Raw genomic sequence first — 16,621 nt, 5'->3', positions numbered from 1 at the left:
GGGGTCCGAAGGAAGCTTCGCCGCCGTCTCTGTCACCGTCGATGGCGCGCGAGCAATCGGGCGGGAGCCTGAACTTCAGGTCGTCCCGTTTTCCTACACCACTATCGCTAAAATGTGAACACGAGAGACATCTTAAGCAATTCTAGGTTGTTCCCGTGCCGCACTGCGCCCCCTGGCTGCAGGTTTCCGCCCTGCCCCTCAGGGGCCGGAAACGCGACGGACCGCCCCTGCCGGAGCGGCCCGCCCGTCGGCCGTGGCAGCGGCCTCAGGCCACCCGGCGCCCCGCAACCCAGGTGCCGCGCAACAGCCCGGTCGCGCCGAAGCGGGCGATCCGGATCAGGTCGGCGCGCTTGCCCGGCGCGATCTCGCCGCGGTCAGCCAGCCCCGCCGCCCGCGCCGGCGCCTGGGTCACCGTCGCGATGCCGCGCGCCATGTCGTCCCAGAGATCGCCCAGAAGCAGCGCCGCCGACAGGAGCGACGAGGGCACATAATCCGACGACACGATGTCGAGCAGCCCGGCCTCGGCCAGCACCCCGGCGGCGACATTGCCCGAATGCGACCCGCCGCGGATCAGGTTCGGCGCCCCCATCATCACTGCGATGCCCTCCGCGCGGCAGGCCTCGGCGGCCTCGATCGTGGTCGGGAACTCGGCAAAGCGCGCACCATGCCGCGCCGATTGCACCACATGCTCTGCCGAGGTGTCGTCATGGCTGGCCAGCACCGCGCCGAAGCGGCGGGCTTCTGTCACGGCGGCGGCCTCATGTGCCACGCCCCGCGCCGCCGACATCGCCTGCAGATTCTCCACATGCTCGTCGAACTCGCGGTCGGTATAGCCATGCTTGCCGCAGACGTAATGCTTCAGCTGCACCGGATCGCGGAACTGGCGCTGGCCCGGCGTGTGGTCCATCAGGCTGACGATGCCGATCCCGTCCTCCGGGCCGAACTTGGCCAGCTCCTCGATCAACGTCTCCGAGCAGATCTCGGCGCGCAGGTGGATCAGGTGACTGATCCGCAGCACCCCGGCCGCCCTCAACGCAAGGATCTCGTTGGCCAGCACCCGGGCATATTCGCCGTAATTCGCCCGCTTCTTCGACAGCACCGACCCAACCCGCAGTGCATCGAAGACCGTGGTGATGCCGACACTCGACAGTTCCGCGTCATGGGCGATGATCGCGGCGGTATGCGGCCAGTCCACCTTGGGGCGCGGCTCGATGTGGCGCTCCAGATTGTCGGTGTGCAGCTCGATCAGGCCGGGGGCGAGGAAGTCGCCCCCCATGTCCTCGGCCCCGGCAGGCACGGCGCTGCCTTGAGCGATGGCGGCGATGCAGCCGTCGCGCAGGGTGACGCTGCCGGTGACGACTTCATCGGCGAGCACCAGCCGCGCATTGGCAAGGACGAGTTCGGGCATGACAGGATTCCGTGTGTTTCGGGTGGAAAGAGGATCGGGGCCTTCGGTCATCGGGTCAAACTTTCTGCGGTCAGCGCGGCTACCAGCCGTCCGGCGCCCTCGGCGACCGAGCCGTCATTGGCGACATCGATCACCCGCAGACCGGCGGGCAGCGGATCGGGGCTGCGGCTCAGCCGGGCAGCGATCTGGTCGCGCGTCTCGCGCCCGCGCCGCACCAGCCGCTCGGTCAGCACCTCGGGCGGCACGACGATGCGGATCACCGTTAACTCGGGAAAGCGCGCCGCCGCCCGCTCCAGCGCCGCGCGCGAACCGTTGAACAACACGTCCCGACCCTCGGCGCGGCGGGCGAGCGTGTCGGCGGGGATGCCGTAGCGCAGCCCGTGCGCCTCCCAGTCCAGCGCGAAGGCGCCGCTCGCCCGGCGCCGCTCGAACTCGGCCTCGCTGACCCCCTCGAAGCGCTCGCCCCCCGCCGTCTCGGGCCGGGTGATGACCCGGCGCACCAGAACCAGATCGGGCAGCGCCGGGCGCGCCGCCTCGATCAGCGTGTCCTTGCCCGCGCCCGAGGGCCCGACCACCGCGAAGAGCCGCCCGCTCATGCCGTGCCCGCGGGCGAGAAGCCGGTCACGTCCACCTCACGGTCGCAGACCTGCTGCCGCGCCGCCTCGTCGTGGAAGATCCCGAGGATCGCCGCGCCGCGCGCCTTGGCCTCCTCGATCAGCGCCAACACGACCGCGCGGTTCCGCCCGTCGAGGCTGGCCGTCGGCTCGTCCAGCAGCAGCGCCGGGTAGTCATGCGCAAAGCCCCGTGCGATGTTCACCCGCTGCTGCTCACCGCCCGAGAAGGTGGTGGGCGACAGCGACCAGAGCCGCTCCGGCACATTGAGCCGCGACAGCAGCGCCCCTGCCCGCTCCCTTGCCTCCGCGGCGGGCATGCCCACCACCAGAAGCGGCTCGGCCACCACCTCGATCGTCGGCACCCGCGGCACGACCCGCAGGAACTGGCTGACATAGCCGAGCGTCCGGCGCCGCAGCGCGATGATCTCGCGCGGGGCGGCCCGGGCCACGTCGAGCCCGCCGACCATGATGCTGCCCGAAGCCACCAGATAGTTGCCCCAGATCATCCGCATCAGCGTCGACTTGCCCGCTCCCGAGGCGCCCACCAGCGCCACGCATTCGCCGGGGGTGACACTCAGCCCCGCCCCTTCCATCACCGGGATCATCGCGCCGCCCTGATTGTGCAGGGTGAAGGTCTTTGCCACGTTCTGAACGTCGATCATCTTCACACCTGCAGGACAGAGGAAACGAGAAGCTGGGTATAGCCGTGCTGCGGATCGTCGAGCACCTGATCGGTCAGGCCCTGCTCCACCACCCGGCCGGATTTCATCACCATCAGCCGGTCGGCCAGCAGCCGCACCACCGCGAGGTCATGGGTGACGATGATGGCCGAAAGCCCCATGTCGCGCACCAGCCCGCGCAGAAGATCCAGCAGCCGCGCCTGCACGCTCACGTCGAGCCCGCCGGTCGGTTCGTCCATGAACACCAGCCGAGGCCCGGTGACGAGGTTGCGCGCGATCTGCAACCGCTGCTGCATCCCACCCGAGAAGGCCACAGGCCGGTCGTCGATCCGGTCTGCGGCGATCTCTACCCGGCCCAGCCAGTCGGTCGCCGTCTCGCGGATCTGCCCGTAATGCCGCGCGCCGACCGCCATCAGCCGCTCGCCGACATTGCCGCCGGCCGAAACCCCCATCCGCAGCCCGTCGCGCGGGTTCTGGTGCACGAAGGCCCAGTCGGTGCGCCCCAGCATCCGCCGCTCGGGCTCGCTCATCGCCAGCACGTCGCGCGGCCCCGCTGCCGTGTCGAAGACCACCTGCCCCTCGTCCGGCACCAGATGCCCCGCGAGGCAGGAGAGCAGCGTCGATTTCCCCGACCCGCTCTCGCCCACGATCCCCAGCACCTCGCCCGGCCAGAGGTCGAAGCCCACATCGGCGCAGCCGATCCGCCCGCCATAGCGTTTCGTCAGCCCCGCGACCTGCAGCAGCGGCCGCAGAGGCGGCCGTTCCGCCGTCATGCTGTCCATCCCGACCTCCATCACGCGGCCCCCTTCTCTGCTTCGCCCAGCCGCCCGACATGCCCGGCCTCGCGCCGTCCCCGGCAGAAATCGGTGTCCGAGCAGACGAACATCCGCCCCCCGGCATCATCCACGATCACCTCGTCCAGATAGCTCTCGGCAGCACCGCAGAGATCGCAGGCGTGATCCGCCTTGCCGGGCTGGAACGGGTGGTCGTCGAAATCGAGGCTCACCACCTCGGTATAGGGCGGCAGCGCATAGATCCGCTGTTCCCGCCCCGCGCCGAACAGCTGCAGCGCCGCCGAACCCGAGAGCTTGGGGTTGTCGAACTTCGGGATCGGCGAGGGGTCCATCACATAGCGCCCTTCCACCTTCACCGGATAGGCATAGGAGGTCGCGATCTCGCCATGCCGGGCAATGTCCTCATAGAGCTTCACATGCATCAGCCCGTAATCCTCGAGCGCATGCATCTTGCGCGTCTCGGTCTCGCGGGGCTCGAGAAAGCGCAGCGGCTCAGGGATCGGCACCTGATAGACGAGGATCTGCCCCTCGGCCAGCTTCGCCTCCGGGATGCGGTGCCGGGTCTGGATGATCGTCGCCCGCGTCGTGTCCTCGGTCACCGCGACACCCGCGGTGCGCTGGAAGAACTTGCGGATCGACACGGCATTCGTCGTGTCATCCGCCCCCTGATCGATGACCTTCAGCCGGTCCTCGGGCACGAGACAGGCCGCCGTCACCTGCACACCGCCGGTGCCCCAGCCATAGGGCATCGGCATCTCGCGGCTGGCGAAGGGCACCTGATAGCCCGGCACCGCCACGCCCTTCAGGATCGCCCGCCGGATCATCCGCTTGGTCTGCTCGTCGAGATAGGCGAAGTTGTAGGCATCCCCGGTCATTGCGCAGCCTCCGCAAGGGGTTCACTCTGCTCGGCCCCGGCGGCCCTCAGCCGCCGCACCAGCTCCAGCTCGGACTGGAAATCGACGTAATGCGGCAGCTTGATATGCTCGAGAAAGCCGGTCGCCTGAATGTTGTCGCAGTGATAGAGCACGAATTCCTCGTCCTGCGCCGGGGCGCCGATGTTCTCCTCGCCCAGCTCCTTCCAGCGCAGCGCCCGGTCCACCAGAGACATCGAGATCGCCTTGCGTTCCGATTGGCCGAAGACCAGCCCGTAGCCCCGGGTGAACTGCGGCGGCTCGGTCTTGGAGCCCTTGAACTGGTTGACCGTCTCGCATTCGGTCAGCTCCACCTCGCCGATCTCCACCGCGAAGCCCAGTTCGGGGATGTCCATCTCCACCGCGACGCTGCCGATGCGCAGCTCGCCGACGAAGGCATGGGTCCGGCCGTAGCCGCGCTGGGTGGAATAGGCCATCGACAGAACGAAGCCCTCGTCGCCCCGCGTCAGTGCCTGCAGCCGCAGCGCGCGCGAGGCGGGCAACTCCAGGGGTTCGCGCGTCAGATCCTCGGGCACCGCGTCGGATGCGGGTTCCTCCTCGATCAGCCCCTCTCGGTTCAGAAAGCCCGTGACATGCGGCACCGGCGCCGGACGCGCCTCGGTCTCAGCCGCCACCGGGGCCTCGCCCTCGGCCATCAGCTTGAAGTCCAGCAGACGGTGCGTGTAGTCGAAGGTCGGCCCCAGAAGCTGCCCGCCCGGCAGATCCTTGAAGGTCGCGCTGATCCGCCGGCTGCAGGCCATCTGCGCCGTCTCGACCGGGCGCGAGGCGCCGAAGCGCGGCAGCGTCGTGCGATAGGCGCGGATCAGGAACACCGCCTCGATCAGATCGCCGCGCGACTGCTTGATCGCCAGCGCCGCCAGATCGCGGTCATAGAGCGAGCCTTCCGCCATCACCCGATCCACGGCCAGCGCCATCTGCGCGCGGATCTGCGGCACCGTCAGTTCGGCCAGCGCGGCATCGCCCCGCCGCTCTTCGGCCAGCCAGAGATGGGCATTGTCGATCGCCCTCTCGCCGCCTTTCACCGCCACATACATCAGCAGATCTCCGTGCTGCGCGGCACACCGGCCAGCCGGTCGCCGCAGGTCAGGAAAAAGTCGAGCCCAAGGGGAAACAGGGCGCGGTTGGCGGCGAAGACCGCCGCATCCGGCAGGCCAAGCGTCGCGCTCTCGCGGATGCCCGGGCCCCGCAGGGTGCTGCCCTCGGCCGACAGCTCCGGCATCTCCACGATCAGCGTCGCCGAGCGGTCGGGATACTCCGACGTGCCGATGGAAAACCTTTTCACCGGCAGATCCTCCCAGCGCCCGAGCGCGAAGGCCGCCTCCTCCGGACCCACCAGCGGCGCACCGCAATAGAAGGCCACCCAGTCGCGCACCGCCTGCGTGTCGCAGGTTCCTGCCAGATGCAGCGGCGTCGTGCCGTCCACCAGCGTCAGAAGCAGAACTCCTGCCGCCACCGAGACCGGCGCAGGCGGCGCGGCGCCCTCCAGCGTGACGATGGTCCCGGGGCGCGACAGCGCATCCAACGCCGCCCGGAAGGACTGGGCCGATGTGACCGGGTAATCCGCGAAGCCGCCGCTCAGAGCGTCCATCAATCCTCTCCCCTCACCAGCGTGAAGAATTCCACCTTGGTCGCCGCCGCCTTGCGGGCCCGCAGCGCCTGCCGCTCCGTCTCCAGACGGCGCAGCTCTTCCAGCACCGGCTGCACCTCGGCAGCCTCGTTGCCCTGCATCCGCGCGTCGATCACCGCCGCGCGCAGCGCATGGTCCTTGTCGCGCCCCTGCACATAGCCATGCCCGACCTTGCCCGAGGCCAGCCGCACCGTGCAGCGCGTCACCGTCATCTCGCCCAGATTGAAGGGCGCGCCGGTAGCCCCCGTCCGTCCGCGCAGCATGACCGCGCCGACCTCGGGCTGGCGCACCACGTCATGCGGCGGCAGCTCGGGCAGAAGCCCCTTCAGCCGCGCCGCGGGAGCCCGTGCCAGAAGGCCCATCCAGCCTTGCCGGGCGCTGTTGTCAGCCGAGAGTTCTGCCATATGGACACCTTGCCAAGTTGTCTGCTGCTCTATACAACTAGACAAATCATAGCGTCCGCGAGGCGGGCGCCGCAAGCTGACTTTCGTGAAATTTCGGTGACACCATGACCCGCAGCCCGATCTGGCAATCCATCGCCGACACGATCGCCGCCGAGATCGCCGGCGGCCACTACCGCCCCGGCGACAAACTGCCGACCGAGGCGCAGCTCGCCGCCCGTTTCGGCGTGAACCGCCACACCGTGCGGCACGCGCTGGCGGCGCTGGCCGATCTGGGGCGGGTGCATGCGCGGCGCGGGTCGGGGGTGTTTGTGGCCGAGGCGGCGTCGGATTACCCCCTCACCCGCCGCGTCCGGTTCCACCAGAACATCGCCGCCAGCGGCCGCACCCCGACCCGCGAGGCGCTGGTCACCGAAACCCGCCGCGCCGATGCCGCCGAGGCCGCGGCGCTGGGGCTGGAGCCGGGGGCGGCTGTGCATGTCTTCGAGGGGCTGTCGTTGGCCGACGGCACGCCGCTTGCAGCCTTCCGCTCGGTCTTTCCCGCCGACCGCTTCCCGGGGCTCCCGGCTGCGCTGGCCGAGACCGGGTCCATCACCGCGGCTCTGGGCCGGATGGGGGTGTCGGACTACACCCGCGCCTCGACCCGGATCACCGCCAAGGCCGCCCCCGCCACGCTGGCGCTGCGGCTGCGGATCAAGGAGGGGGCGCCGATCCTGCGGTCGGTGGCGATCAATGTCGATGCCGGGGGGGTGCCGGTGGAATATGGCAAGACCTGGTTCGCGGGCGACCGGGTGACGCTGACGGTGACGCCGGAGGAGGGCTGAGCTAGCCGCCGCGGCGGTCGAGGAAGGCTTCGGCGCCGAGGCTGCGGAAGTCGGGCAGGGCCTCGCGCAGCCGGTCGTGCGGCCAGTCCCACCAGGCGAGGGCGAGGAGGCGCTGGCAGATCTCTTCCGGGAAGCGCGGGCGGAGGGGGGTGGCGGGGACGCCGGTGACGATGGTGAAGGCGGGCACGTCGCGGGTGACCACCGCCCCCGCCGCGACCACGGCTCCCGCGCCGACCGTCACCTCGGGGCGGATGATCGCGCCGTGGCCGATCCAGCAGTCGGGGCCGAGGACGGTGCGGCGGGAGGTGCGGTGGGCAAAGAAGGCGGCGTCGTCGGGGGTGTCTTCGAAGTAGTAGGACGAGCGGTAGGTGAAGTGATGGAGGGCGGCGCTGTCGAGCGGGTGGTCGGTGGGGCCGATCCGGGTCAGGGCGGCGATGTTGGAGAAGCGGCCGACGGTGGTGTTGGCGATATCGGCCAGACGGTCGCAATAGGCGTAGTCCTGAAACTCGGAATTCTGCACCCGCGCGCCCTGCCCGATCTCGACATAGGCGCCGAAACGGCTGTTCACGATCTCGCAGCCGGGGTGGAGGAAGGGCTGGTCGGGGGAGAGGGAGGGCATGGCGGTCCTTGGATTTTCACGCGTGAAACAGCGGGCAAGCCGCTGATTTCACGTCACTTCACGGTTGGCGTTAGGAAAGTCTCAACCTTTGCGCGGTGCGCCGGGGGCGTCGGTAGACGCCTCCGGCAGGAGTGGTTTCGCCAGAAGGAAACCGGGTGCTGCAAAGGCCTCAGCGGCTCTGGTCGCCCTTGATCAGCTTGCGGCGCAGCCAGCCCGAGAGCGTGTCCATCGCCATGACCATGAGCACGATCAGCACCATGTAATAGGCGACTTCCTCCCAGTCCTTCTGGGTGATGATCGCCTGCGTCAGCAGAAGACCGATCCCGCCGCCGACGATGGCGCCGATCACGGTAGCGCTGCGCGTGTTGCTTTCGAGGTAGTAGAGCAACTGGCTGAGCAGGACCGGCGTCACCTGCGGGATCACCCCGAAACGGGCGCGCTGCAGGGAATTGGCGCCCGTGGAGCGGATGCCCTCGACCTGCTTCTCATCGATGTTCTCCAAGGCTTCCGAGAACATCTTGCCGAAGGAGCCGGTGTCGGTAATCAGGATCGCCAGCGCGCCGGTCATCGGGCCGGGGCCGAAGGCACGACTGAGGATGATGGTCCAGATCAGCGCGTCGACGCCGCGCACGAAGTCGAAGACCCGGCGGAAGGCGAAGCGGATGCTGCGCAGCGGCGTGAAGTTGGAGGCAGCGAGGAACGCGAGGGGCAGCGCCACGATGCCCGCGCCCATCGTGCCGAGGAAGGCCATCAGCACGGTCTCGAACAGCGCCCAGGCGACATCGCCGTGGTGCCACATCTTGTTGGTCCAGAACTCGGACAGCATGTAGCCGAGATTGCTGCGTTCGGGGTCCACCCGCTCGCCCCAGAGCGCCATGCCGGCCAGCTCCAGCGGGCCCTTGCCGTAGAAGGGGCTGTCGAGGGTGAAGAAGAACAGCTCCCAGCCTGCCTCGTAGCGGAAGACCTCGACCTTGGAGCGGGTATAGGCGAAGCGGCCCTGATCGGTGGTGACCGAGATGCGCGTTGCGCTCTGGTTGATCCAGTCGGGCACCGGGCCGGGCGGCAGATCGACGGCGAGGGCGTTGCCCTCGGGGCGCACGGCGACGGTGCCGTAGCCCGGGATCTCGTAGGCGGCGGCATCGGGCGTGTAGGTCACGAGGTGGCCCGCGCCGAGGTCGATCAGCGTGGCATCGCCCTGCTGGCTGACCCAGTCGGGCGAGAGGCCGGGCGGATATTCACCCTTGCTTTCGCCCTCGACGGCGACGGTGACGTCGCCAGAGCGGTTGTCACGGGTGACATGGGTCTTGTGCGACCAGAAATCGGACAGGAGGATGCCGACATTGTCGATCCGGGCGCGCGAGGCGAGGCCCGGCAGGTCGAAGGCCACGAAGATATAGGCCAGATAGACCACCAGCAGCAGCGGCACGAGGAAAGCCATGCGACGCTTGCGGGCGAAGAGCGCGCTCACGTCGTGGCGCAGGGTCATGTCGATGGCGGTCATCTTGCGCCCTTCACCAGACGGTTGCGGAAACGGTCGGAGAGCTGGTCGACCAGGACGATGGTGGCGAAGAGCAGGAGGAAGATCGCCACGACCTGATCGTAACGCCCCTGCCCCCATTGCATCGCGAGCTTCAGGTCATAGCCGATGCCGCCCGAGCCGACGAAGCCGAGGATGGCCGAGGCGCGGATGTTGATCTCGAAGCGCATCAGCGCGTAGCTCGTCCAGTTCGGCGCGACCTGCGGCAGGATGCCGAGCCACATGCGCTGGAACCAGCTGGCGCCCACCGAGGACAGGCCCTCGACCGGCTTGAGATCGGCATTCTCGGCCACTTCGGAGAAGAGCTTGCCCAGCGCTCCGGAGGTGTGGAAGGCGATGGCGATCATCGCCGGAACCGGGCCGCCGCCGAGGATGTAGATCAGCACGAGGGCGATGACGATTTCGGGGATGGCGCGCATCCCGTCCATCATCCGGCGGAACAGCGGGGTGAGGCGCGGCCAGCGGGCGAGATCGCGGGTGGAGAGAAGCGCGAGCGCGCTGGCGAGGAGCGCGCCGATCAGGGTGGAGACGGCGGCGATGTTCACCGTCTCGATCAGCGAGGGCAGGAATTGCAGCGCGAGCCCCGGGAGCGCGGCGCGGTTGCGCCAGGCCTCGGAGATCACCTCGGCGGGGAAGTCGTCGAGCTGGCGCAGGCCGTCGAGAAAACCGCCGGCGTTGCGGCTTTCGGCGACGCCGAAGCCGGAGGCCATGAGGGCGACGAAGAGCACCAGAAGGATGCCGCCATACATCCGCTTGCGGCGGACCATCTGCAGATAGGCGGTGTCTCGGCGCGAGGGATCGAGGCGGGGGCCCGGGTCCGGTCCGTAGGCGATGTCGACCATGCGGCCTCCAAAAGAACGCCGGGCTCCCGAAGGAGCCCGGCGCGGGGGGTGGGTTGGATTACTGACCGGAGAGCTTGCGGGCTTCGACGATGGTGTTGAAGGCCTCGTGGGTCACCGGCACGAAGTCCTTGGCCTCGCCCGCGGCGACGCCGTAGGCGCACTCCTTGTCGGTCTCGTGCAGGTCGGCGGTGAGCTGGGTCACCTTGTCCTTGACGTCGGCGGGGAGCGCCTTGCGCACCACCATCGGGCCTTCCGGGATCAGCGAGGAGCGCCAGATCTCGACGATGTCGTTCATGTCGACGAGGCCCGCGTCGGCGGCCTTGCGGAAGGCGCCGGAGTTGTAGCCGTCTTCCCAGTTGCCCAGACCGTCGGACCAGGCCACGCCGGCGCCGGTGTCGCCGTTGGCGACGGCGACGATGCTCTGCTCATGACCGCCCGAGAATTTCACTTCGCTGAAAAACTCTTCCAGCGGCATGCCGACCTTTTCCATCATCTCGACCGCCGGGATCAGGTAGCCCGAGGTGGAGTTCGGCTCGGCGAAGGCGAAGGTCTTGCCCTTGGCTTCCTCGAGCGTGGTGATGCCGCTGTCGGTGCGGGCGAAGCCGATGGAGTAGTAGCCGGTCGAGCCGTCGCCGTTCTGCTTGGTCAGACGCACTTCGACGGCTTCCGGGTCGGTCAGGTAGATCTTGGCATAGGCCGAGGCGCCGAGCCAGGCCATGTCGAGCGTGCCGCCGAGCAGGCCCTGGATCACGCCGTCGTAGTCGGCGGGGGTGAAGACCTTGACCGGCACGCCGAGCTCGGCCTCGATGGCGGCGCGGTAGCACTCGTTCGAGGTCATGCGGTCCTGGGCGTTCTCGCCGCCGAGGATGCCGATGTTGAAGGCGGTGAGCTCCTGGGCCTGGGCGAGGCTCGAGAGGGCGGTCGTGGCGGCAAGCGCGGCGATCAGCAGTTTCATGGGGTCGCTCCGGTTGTAAGGGATCAGGTCAGCATCGACTCGGCATAGGCCGCGTCGAGTGTTTCGAGGGAGGTGGAGGTGGCGGCCTCGGAGAAGGACGCATCCGCGCCGTAGATGTCGCGCGCGGCTCCGGTGGTGAGTTGCGCGGGCGTGCCGTCGAAGACGATGCGCCCGTCGCGCATGCCGATCACCCGGTCGCAGTAGCGGCGGGCGGTGTCGAGCGTGTGGAGGTTGCAGATCACCAGCCGCCCGTCCTCGTCATGGATGCGGCGCAGCGCGTCCATCACGATCTGGGCGTTCATCGGGTCGAGGCTGGCGATGGGTTCGTCGGCGAGGATGATCCGGGGGTCCTGCATGAGGGCGCGGGCGATGGCCACGCGCTGCTGCTGGCCGCCCGAGAGCGCCTCGGCCCGCTTGGGGGCCTGTTCGGCGATGCCGAGCCGATCGAGGATGTCGATGGCGCGGGTGATGTCGGCCTCGGGCCAGAGGTTGAACATCGTGGCGATGGTGGAGCGGCGGTTCAGGATGCCGTGCAGCACATTCGAGGCCACGTCCATCCGCGGGACGAGGTTGAACTGCTGGAAGATCATGGCGCACTGGCTCTGCCAGGCGCGCTTGGCCCCGCCGGTGAGGCCGAGGACGTTGCGGCCTTCAAACAGCAGCTCGCCGCTGGTGGCATCGGTCATGCGGTTGATCAGCCGCAGCAGCGTCGATTTCCCGGCGCCGGAGCGGCCGATGATCCCGATGAAGCCGGGCTTGTCCAGCGTGAAGCTGACCTTGTCCACCGCGGTTCTTGTGCCGAAGCGGCAAGTGACATTTTTCGCGCCGAGCAGCATGGCGTCTCCCTTCAATTCGGGGCCCGTCCTAAGCCCGGGATGTGACAGGTTGCGCTCATGGTGATGAAGGTTTCTTGACAGCGCGCGGCGCTGAGCGGAGCTCGGCGCGTCATGCCGCAGGGAGCGCGCGGCGGATTGGGCGGAGTTTCATAAAACCGTGTGCAACCCCGGGCATAGGCTCGGGAACGGTCACGCGATGACCGGCTGCCTGGGAGCCCGACATGCACCACGCCCTCCTTCCCCCGCGCCGCCCCGTGCCGGAAGAGAGCCTGCGGAGGCCGGGATGCTGAACCTGCTCGCCCTACTCGCGCTGGCGCTGCTCGCGCTTCATCTGGCAACCGCGATTCTGGCCGGGCGCCATGCCCGCCGCCCTGCCCCGGCGCGCATGACACCGCATGTCTGCCTCATGCGTCCGGTCTGCGGGCTGGACCGGCACGATCTGGCGACGCTGGAGACGAGCTTCCGGCTGGATTACCCGGATTTCGAGATCCTGTTCTGCGCCGCGCATGAGGCCGATGCCGCGGTGGCGCCGCTGCGCGCCATGATCGCGCGCCATCCGGGCGTGCGGGCGCGGCTGCTGATCGGCGAACGGCGGATCAGCGCCAACCCCAAGCTCAACAATCTGGCGAAGGGCTGGGATGCCAGCGACGCCGAGTGGATCGCCATCGCCGACGCCAATCTGGCGCTGCCGCCCGATTATCTGCGGCAGTTGCTGGCCAGCTGGCGCGAGGATACCGGGCTCGTCTCCTCGCCGCCCTCGGGGTCGGAGGTGGAGGGGCTGTGGGGTGCGTTGGAGGCGGCCTTCCTCAACACGTGTCAGGCGCGCTGGCAGCTGGCGGCGGATCAGGTGGGCTGGGGCTTTGCCCAGGGCAAGACGCTGTTCCTGCGCCGCGAGCTGTTGCAGCGGCAGGGCGGGCTGGCGGCGCTGGGGCGCGATCTGGCCGAGGATGTCGCCGCCACGAAGATCGTGCGCGAGGCCGGGCTGAAGGTGCGGCTGGTGCCGCAGCCCTTCGGCCAGCCAGTCGGGCGGCGCAGCCTGACGGCGGTCTGGCAGCGGCAATTGCGCTGGTCGCGCATCCGGCGGCAGGGCTTTCCGCGGCTGTTCCGGCTGGAGCCGCTGATCGGCCCGGTGCTGCCCGCGCTGGTGCTGGCGGCCGTCTCGCCCCTGCTGGCGGCGGGACATCTGGCGCTGTGGTATGGCGCGGAATGGGCGCTGGCCCGGGTGATGGGCTGGCCGCGCGGCCTGCGCGACATGACGGCCTGGGTGTTGCGCGACCTGCTCTTGCCGGTGCTCTGGCTTGCCACCTTCGCGCGCTCGGGCTTCGAATGGCGCGGCACGGCGATGGGCGCGGATGCCTCGGCGGATCTGTCGGCCCTGGGCGCATGATCGACGCCGAACTTGCCCTCTCGCTGCTGACGGCACATGGCGTGGCGCTGATCGCGCCGCTGGCGCTGATCGAGGGGCCGATCATCACCGTGGTCGCGGCCTGGCTGGCGCAGCAATCGCTGCTCGACGTGAAGGCGGTGTTCCTGACCGTGATGGCGGCGGATCTGGTGGGGGATGCGCTGCTCTATCTGCTGGGACGGCTGGGCGGGCGGCGGGTGATGCGGCTGCTCCGCGTGGGCGAACACCGGGTGGAGGCGCTGGCCGATCGGCTGCGGCGCAATGCGGCGGGGGTGATCGTCGCGGGCAAGCTGACCCATGCCGCGGGGGCGGCCGTGCTCTTCGCCGCCGGCGCCGCGCGGGTGCCGTTCTGGTGGTTCATGCTGTGCAACTTCGCCGCCGCCGTGCCGAAGACGCTGGTCTTCATCATGCTGGGCTGGTGGTTCGGCGAGGCCTATGCCGAGATGGGCGGCTGGATCATCCTGCTGTCGCTGGGGCTCCTGGCGCTGGCGATCCTGACGATCTACCTCCTGCGGCGGGGCCGGGCATGACGCGGCCCACGGTCGCCTGCCTGATCCCGGCGCATGACGAGGCGGCGCGGATCGCGGGGGTGCTGGAGGCGGTGCTGGATCATCCCTTGCTGACGCAGGTGCTGGTGGTGGATGACGGCTCCACCGATGGCACGGCGGCGCGGGCGGCGAGCCTCGGCGCGCCGGTGCTGCGGCTGGAGCGCAATGGCGGCAAGACCGCTGCCATCGCCGCCGGGGCGGAGCGGCTGGAGAGCGATCTGGTGCTGATGCTCGACAGCGACCTGCTGGGGCTGACGGCGGAGGCGGTGACGCGGCTGCTGGAGCCGGTGCTGGCGGGGCGGGCGGAGGTGTCGATCAGCCTGCGGGGCAATGCGCCGCTGGCGTGGCGGGCGCTGGGAATCGACTACATCTCGGGCGAGCGGGTGCTGCCGCGGCGGATGCTGGCGGATGCGGCGGCGCTGCGGCGGCTGCCGCGCTTCGGGCTGGAGGTCCATCTCAACCGGCTGTGGCTGGCGGAGCGCTGCCGGGTGGCGGTGGTGCGCTGGCCCGAGGTGGCGAGCCCGGCGAAGATGCGCAAGCACGGGGTCTGGCGCGGATTGGCGGGCGATGCGGGCATGTTGCGCGACATCTTCCGCGCCGTGCCGCCGGGCGAGCTGCTGCGGCAGATCCTGCGGATGCGGCGGGCGGGGCGGCTGTCATGAAAGCTTCACTGGACGGGGAGTCATTATTCCGGCATTCGGGAAATATGGAACAGAACCGTGCCGCCCATGCCTTCGCCACGCTCGGCCATCCCGGCCGGCTGGCGGTATTTCGTCTGCTGATGCGCTTCGCCCCGCGGGGCGTGCGGCCGACCGAGATCGCCGAGGCGCTCGGGCTGAAGCAGAACACGCTGTCGCATCATCTGGCCGATCTCAGCGCCTCGGGCCTCTGTCAGGTCACGCGGCAGGGGCGGTCGCTCTACTATTCCGCCGATCTCGACGTGACCGAGGCGCTGATCGGCTATCTCGCCCTCGACGTGGGCCGTGCCCGGCCCGATCTTCTCGCCCCCCTGCTCGCTTCGCAAAAGGATACTGCCATGCGCGATACCGACTTCGACGTGCTCTTCATCTGCTCGGGCAATTCCGCCCGCTCGATCTTTGCCGAGGCGCTGCTGCGCGATCTGGGCAAGGGCAAGTTCCAGGCCTTCTCGGCGGGCACCCGGCCCGGGAGCGGGGTGAACCCCTTCGTGCTCGATATCCTCGCGCGGAACGGGCATGACACCGAGGGGCTGCATTCGAAGTCGATCACCGAGTTCCAGCAGCCGGACTCGCCGGTGATGGATTTCGTCTTCACCGTCTGCGACACCGCGGCGGCCGAGGAATGCCCGCCCTGGCCGGGGCAGCCGATCACCGGACATTGGGGCCTGCCCGACCCGGTGAAGGCCACCGGCACCGATGCCGAGAAGGCGCTGGTTTTCGCACAGACCTATGCGGCGCTGCGGCGGCGGATCATGGCCTTCGTCGAGCTGCCCTTCGACAGCCTCGGGCGGCTGTCGCTGCAGGCCCGGGTCGACGAGCTGGGCGCCGATGCCGTGCCGGGAGATGGCCGCTGATGCCGAGGATTGCCTTGAACGGCCTTGGCCGGATCGGAAAACTGGTGCTGCGCGACCTGATCGACACGGGCGCGGGCGGCGAGATCGTGCTGCTGAACGATCCTGTCGGCGATGCCGAACAGCATGCGCTGCTGATGGAGTTCGACAGCGTGCATGGCCGCTGGCGCACCCCGGTCGCGGCGGGAACGGATGCGCTGGTGCTGAATGGCCGGACTGTCCGGCTGAGCCACGCCAAGGTGATCGAGGCGCTGCCTCTGGCCGAGATGGGCGTCGATCTGGTGATCGACTGCACCGGCGTCTTCAAGACGGCGGCCAAGGTCGCGCCCTATTACGCGGCGGGCGTGAAGAAGGTGGTGGTCAGCGCCCCGGTGAAGGAGGCGAGCGCGCTGAACCTCGTCTACGGGGTGAACCATCATCTCTATGACGGGTCGCAGGCGCTGGTGACGGCAGCCTCCTGCACCACGAACTGTCTGGCGCCGGTGGTCAAGGTGATCCACGAATCGCTGGGCATCCGGCACGGGTCGATCACCACGATCCATGACGTGACCAACACCCAGACCATCGTCGACCGTCCTGCCAAGGACATGCGGCGCGCCCGGTCGGCGCTGATGAACCTGATCCCGACCACCACGGGCAGCGCCACGGCGATCACGCTGATCTACCCCGAGCTGAAGGGCCGGCTGAATGGCCATGCGGTGCGGGTGCCGCTGCTCAATGCCTCGCTGACCGATTGCGTCTTCGAGGTGGAGCGGGCGACCACGGCGGAGGAGGTGAACGCGCTGTTCAAGGCCGCCGCCGAGGGGCCGCTGAAAGGCATTCTCGGCTTCGAGACCCGGCCGCTCGTCTCCTGCGACTTCACCAACGATCCGCGCTCGGCCATCGTCGACGGACCCTCGACCATGGTGATCAACGGCACGCAGGTGAAGATCTATGCGTGGTATGACAATGAATGGGGCTATTCCTGCCGTCTGGCAGATATTGCCCGCATGGTGGCGGGGTCGTTGTGAAACAGACGCTCGCCCCCAGCAGCCCGCTGCCCGACCCGTT

General features: G+C 69.0%; 19 protein-coding genes. 6 read left to right on the top strand and 13 right to left on the bottom strand.

What is annotated here, in order from left to right:
* Positions 1-265 precede the first annotated feature (265 nt).
* Genes AC3A5Z_RS19405 through phnG form a run of 8 tightly spaced genes read right to left on the bottom strand, consistent with a single transcriptional unit; the run spans position 266 to position 6,459 of the window.
* Positions 266-1,408 (bottom strand): alpha-D-ribose 1-methylphosphonate 5-triphosphate diphosphatase, encoded by a 1,143-nt coding sequence (locus tag AC3A5Z_RS19405; RefSeq protein WP_487520946.1) that lies wholly within the window; start codon positions 1,406-1,408, stop codon positions 266-268.
* 47 nt (positions 1,409-1,455) lie between these two features.
* Complete coding sequence (gene phnN, locus AC3A5Z_RS19400; protein ID WP_487520945.1) at positions 1,456-2,004, bottom strand: phosphonate metabolism protein/1,5-bisphosphokinase (PRPP-forming) PhnN; 549 nt, start codon at positions 2,002-2,004, stop codon at positions 1,456-1,458.
* Complete coding sequence (gene phnL, locus AC3A5Z_RS19395; protein WP_487520944.1) at positions 2,001-2,684, bottom strand: phosphonate C-P lyase system protein PhnL; 684 nt, start codon at positions 2,682-2,684, stop codon at positions 2,001-2,003. Before phnL ends, phnN begins: the two co-directional genes overlap by 4 nt.
* Before the next feature lie 2 nt (positions 2,685-2,686).
* A complete protein-coding gene (phnK, locus tag AC3A5Z_RS19390) occupies positions 2,687-3,454 on the bottom strand; it encodes a phosphonate C-P lyase system protein PhnK (protein ID WP_487520973.1) in 768 nt (255 codons plus the stop codon).
* Between the two features lie 41 nt (positions 3,455-3,495).
* Positions 3,496-4,371: an alpha-D-ribose 1-methylphosphonate 5-phosphate C-P-lyase PhnJ gene (locus AC3A5Z_RS19385; protein ID WP_487520943.1), complete on the bottom strand. Its 876-nt coding sequence runs from the start codon at positions 4,369-4,371 to the stop codon at positions 3,496-3,498.
* Positions 4,368-5,462, bottom strand: a complete 1,095-nt coding sequence (locus tag AC3A5Z_RS19380; RefSeq protein ID WP_487520942.1) for a carbon-phosphorus lyase complex subunit — start codon at positions 5,460-5,462, stop codon at positions 4,368-4,370. The genes AC3A5Z_RS19385 and AC3A5Z_RS19380 overlap by 4 nt, the downstream gene beginning before the upstream one ends.
* Positions 5,462-6,016: a phosphonate C-P lyase system protein PhnH gene (phnH, locus tag AC3A5Z_RS19375; RefSeq protein ID WP_487520941.1), complete on the bottom strand. Its 555-nt coding sequence runs from the start codon at positions 6,014-6,016 to the stop codon at positions 5,462-5,464. Before phnH ends, AC3A5Z_RS19380 begins: the two co-directional genes overlap by 1 nt.
* Positions 6,016-6,459 carry a phosphonate C-P lyase system protein PhnG gene (phnG, locus tag AC3A5Z_RS19370; RefSeq protein WP_487520940.1) on the bottom strand — a complete coding sequence of 148 codons (444 nt, stop codon included), beginning with the start codon at positions 6,457-6,459 and terminating at the stop codon, positions 6,016-6,018. The genes phnH and phnG overlap by 1 nt, the downstream gene beginning before the upstream one ends.
* Positions 6,460-6,563: 104 nt before the next feature.
* Between phnG and phnF the strand changes: the two genes are divergently transcribed.
* The gene (phnF, locus tag AC3A5Z_RS19365) at positions 6,564-7,280 is read left to right on the top strand and encodes a phosphonate metabolism transcriptional regulator PhnF (protein ID WP_487520939.1); all 717 of its coding nucleotides are present in this window, start codon (positions 6,564-6,566) and stop codon (positions 7,278-7,280) included.
* Between the two features lies 1 nt (position 7,281).
* Here the strand turns inward: phnF and AC3A5Z_RS19360 are convergent, their stop codons facing one another.
* From AC3A5Z_RS19360 to phnC, 5 genes are all read right to left on the bottom strand, one after another.
* Positions 7,282-7,899, bottom strand: coding sequence for an LbetaH domain-containing protein (locus AC3A5Z_RS19360; RefSeq protein ID WP_487520938.1), 618 nt, complete (start codon positions 7,897-7,899; stop codon positions 7,282-7,284).
* A 169-nt stretch (positions 7,900-8,068) separates the two neighbouring features.
* Complete coding sequence (gene phnE, locus AC3A5Z_RS19355; RefSeq protein ID WP_487520937.1) at positions 8,069-9,400, bottom strand: phosphonate ABC transporter, permease protein PhnE; 1,332 nt, start codon at positions 9,398-9,400, stop codon at positions 8,069-8,071.
* The gene (gene phnE, locus AC3A5Z_RS19350) at positions 9,397-10,278 is read right to left on the bottom strand and encodes a phosphonate ABC transporter, permease protein PhnE (RefSeq protein WP_107662276.1); all 882 of its coding nucleotides are present in this window, start codon (positions 10,276-10,278) and stop codon (positions 9,397-9,399) included. Before phnE (AC3A5Z_RS19350) ends, phnE (AC3A5Z_RS19355) begins: the two co-directional genes overlap by 4 nt.
* A 58-nt stretch (positions 10,279-10,336) precedes the next feature.
* Positions 10,337-11,233, bottom strand: coding sequence for a phosphonate ABC transporter substrate-binding protein (gene phnD, locus AC3A5Z_RS19345; protein WP_487520936.1), 897 nt, complete (start codon positions 11,231-11,233; stop codon positions 10,337-10,339).
* A gap of 23 nt (positions 11,234-11,256) precedes the next feature.
* On the bottom strand, positions 11,257-12,069 hold the full coding sequence (phnC, locus tag AC3A5Z_RS19340) for a phosphonate ABC transporter ATP-binding protein (protein WP_487520935.1): 813 nt from the start codon (positions 12,067-12,069) through the stop codon (positions 11,257-11,259).
* A gap of 283 nt (positions 12,070-12,352) precedes the next feature.
* Here phnC and AC3A5Z_RS19335 point away from each other — a divergent pair, with 283 nt between their 5' ends.
* Genes AC3A5Z_RS19335 through AC3A5Z_RS19315 form a run of 5 tightly spaced genes read left to right on the top strand, consistent with a single transcriptional unit; the run spans position 12,353 to position 16,581 of the window.
* Positions 12,353-13,456, top strand: coding sequence for a glycosyltransferase (locus AC3A5Z_RS19335; protein ID WP_487520934.1), 1,104 nt, complete (start codon positions 12,353-12,355; stop codon positions 13,454-13,456).
* On the top strand, positions 13,453-14,004 hold the full coding sequence (locus tag AC3A5Z_RS19330; protein ID WP_487520933.1) for a VTT domain-containing protein: 552 nt from the start codon (positions 13,453-13,455) through the stop codon (positions 14,002-14,004). Before AC3A5Z_RS19335 ends, AC3A5Z_RS19330 begins: the two co-directional genes overlap by 4 nt.
* Entirely contained in the window at positions 14,001-14,684 is a 684-nt protein-coding gene (locus AC3A5Z_RS19325) for a glycosyltransferase family 2 protein (RefSeq protein ID WP_487520932.1), read from the top strand. Before AC3A5Z_RS19330 ends, AC3A5Z_RS19325 begins: the two co-directional genes overlap by 4 nt.
* A gap of 44 nt (positions 14,685-14,728) precedes the next feature.
* Positions 14,729-15,574, top strand: coding sequence for a metalloregulator ArsR/SmtB family transcription factor (locus AC3A5Z_RS19320; protein WP_487520931.1), 846 nt, complete (start codon positions 14,729-14,731; stop codon positions 15,572-15,574).
* Positions 15,574-16,581 (top strand): ArsJ-associated glyceraldehyde-3-phosphate dehydrogenase, encoded by a 1,008-nt coding sequence (locus tag AC3A5Z_RS19315; protein ID WP_487520930.1) that lies wholly within the window; start codon positions 15,574-15,576, stop codon positions 16,579-16,581. The genes AC3A5Z_RS19320 and AC3A5Z_RS19315 overlap by 1 nt, the downstream gene beginning before the upstream one ends.
* Positions 16,582-16,621 lie beyond the last annotated feature (40 nt).

The organism is Cereibacter sp. Soil_C_27 (assembly GCF_057657095.1).
This window is presented reverse-complemented; position numbering and strand designations above follow the sequence as displayed.

Bases quoted from the DNA above. Each gene is read 5' to 3' on its own strand.
- AC3A5Z_RS19405 (WP_487520946.1), bottom strand. From the start codon at position 1,408: ATGCCCGAACTCGTCCTTGCCAATGCGCGGCTGGTGCTCGCCGATGAA.
- phnN (WP_487520945.1), bottom strand. From the start codon at position 2,004: ATGAGCGGGCGGCTCTTCGCGGTGGTCGGGCCCTCGGGCGCGGGCAAG.
- phnL (WP_487520944.1), bottom strand. From the start codon at position 2,684: ATGATCGACGTTCAGAACGTGGCAAAGACCTTCACCCTGCACAATCAG.
- AC3A5Z_RS19385 (WP_487520943.1), bottom strand. From the start codon at position 4,371: ATGACCGGGGATGCCTACAACTTCGCCTATCTCGACGAGCAGACCAAG.
- AC3A5Z_RS19380 (WP_487520942.1), bottom strand. From the start codon at position 5,462: ATGTATGTGGCGGTGAAAGGCGGCGAGAGGGCGATCGACAATGCCCAT.
- phnH (WP_487520941.1), bottom strand. From the start codon at position 6,016: ATGGACGCTCTGAGCGGCGGCTTCGCGGATTACCCGGTCACATCGGCC.
- phnG (WP_487520940.1), bottom strand. From the start codon at position 6,459: ATGGCAGAACTCTCGGCTGACAACAGCGCCCGGCAAGGCTGGATGGGC.
- phnF (WP_487520939.1), top strand. From the start codon at position 6,564: ATGACCCGCAGCCCGATCTGGCAATCCATCGCCGACACGATCGCCGCC.
- AC3A5Z_RS19360 (WP_487520938.1), bottom strand. From the start codon at position 7,899: ATGCCCTCCCTCTCCCCCGACCAGCCCTTCCTCCACCCCGGCTGCGAG.
- phnE (WP_487520937.1), bottom strand. From the start codon at position 9,400: ATGACCGCCATCGACATGACCCTGCGCCACGACGTGAGCGCGCTCTTC.
- phnE (WP_107662276.1), bottom strand. From the start codon at position 10,278: ATGGTCGACATCGCCTACGGACCGGACCCGGGCCCCCGCCTCGATCCC.
- phnD (WP_487520936.1), bottom strand. From the start codon at position 11,233: ATGAAACTGCTGATCGCCGCGCTTGCCGCCACGACCGCCCTCTCGAGC.
- phnC (WP_487520935.1), bottom strand. From the start codon at position 12,069: ATGCTGCTCGGCGCGAAAAATGTCACTTGCCGCTTCGGCACAAGAACC.
- AC3A5Z_RS19335 (WP_487520934.1), top strand. From the start codon at position 12,353: ATGCTGAACCTGCTCGCCCTACTCGCGCTGGCGCTGCTCGCGCTTCAT.
- AC3A5Z_RS19330 (WP_487520933.1), top strand. From the start codon at position 13,453: ATGATCGACGCCGAACTTGCCCTCTCGCTGCTGACGGCACATGGCGTG.
- AC3A5Z_RS19325 (WP_487520932.1), top strand. From the start codon at position 14,001: ATGACGCGGCCCACGGTCGCCTGCCTGATCCCGGCGCATGACGAGGCG.
- AC3A5Z_RS19320 (WP_487520931.1), top strand. From the start codon at position 14,729: ATGGAACAGAACCGTGCCGCCCATGCCTTCGCCACGCTCGGCCATCCC.
- AC3A5Z_RS19315 (WP_487520930.1), top strand. From the start codon at position 15,574: ATGCCGAGGATTGCCTTGAACGGCCTTGGCCGGATCGGAAAACTGGTG.